The following is a 993-nucleotide window of genomic DNA, read 5'->3' as shown; positions in this document are numbered from 1 at the left end:
CTATCCTGACACCGGGGGATGCACATCAGCGAGTTTGTAATAGATAACTCGATCGCCTTGGAACAGGTTCGCCAAGGACGCAACGAAAGTTTGCAAGTCGCCTAAGTTTTCGGCGCTGGACTTAAATTCCTTCTCTCCGACCATCTTTAACTGCGGCAGGACAATGGGCTTGGAGTGCGGCCCAAAGTCGACTTCATCCGGGTAACCAGATGCACTGATCATCTGTTTTTTCCGGGCCTGAATGCCGGGTGGTGTGGTGTGCTTGCCACGATCACGATCACGATCACGATCATGAGGTTGCATGAACGACCGGGCGATGGCGATGAGGGAGCTTCGAAGCACCTATCTCTTCAGGTTGCCGAAGACCTTCGTGTTGCAGACCGTACTGCATTCAAATTTGTCGGCGGGATCTTAGCATTTGTTGAGGCCCTGCCTGGCGGCATTAGGTGACGATAAAAGATTGTGAAAGGCGGGAGGTCTTAGCGACGCGGCAGCTAGGCTGGAGAGATGCACTTGAGAGCTGAGGTGATCCCGGCTTGGCATCAAAAGTGAGTTTTGAAGGATTTATTGGAAGGTCGTAGGAGGGAGACTGGTCTGCGCGAGACGCCGTGTAAAGGAAATCGACGGTGCACCAAATTTTTGGGATTTTAGGAAGCGCTTTATTGGAGAGGTTACAAGGAGGCTTTGACAGGTTTGAACGTTGAGGAAAATCGCTTGGAAGACCCGGAAATACTGACTGTAATATGGAGCGGGTAGAGGGAATCGAACTCTTATAGGACAGGAAAATCCGGAACCGTGTATGTGTGTAGGCGTGCGTAGGAGGTAAATATTCTGAAAGCGTGTAGGCGTGTATCCAAACGTAGCAGGTTTTGCTGAGGGTCATCTCTAGAATCGGAAGGGGGTGTCAGAAATTTTGTGTTTGGGCATAACATGAGTAAGAGGTGCATGTATGCCAACCAAAAAGAAACCCGAGCTGCGGAAGCTCCCTGCAAT

1 protein-coding gene is annotated in these 993 nt (G+C 50.6%); it reads right to left on the bottom strand.

Annotated elements, in window-relative coordinates; translation table 11 throughout:
* Complete coding sequence (locus ABJ99_RS28105; protein ID WP_147461916.1) at positions 1 to 342, bottom strand: hypothetical protein; 342 nt, start codon at positions 340 to 342, stop codon at positions 1 to 3.
* Positions 343 to 993: the final 651 nt, after the last annotated feature.

The organism is Pseudomonas syringae pv. cilantro (assembly GCF_001293775.1).
GTDB lineage: Bacteria > Pseudomonadota > Gammaproteobacteria > Pseudomonadales > Pseudomonadaceae > Aquipseudomonas > Aquipseudomonas syringae_P.
The sequence above is the reverse complement of the archived record's forward strand: the minus strand, read 5'-3'. Positions and strand labels throughout refer to the sequence as shown.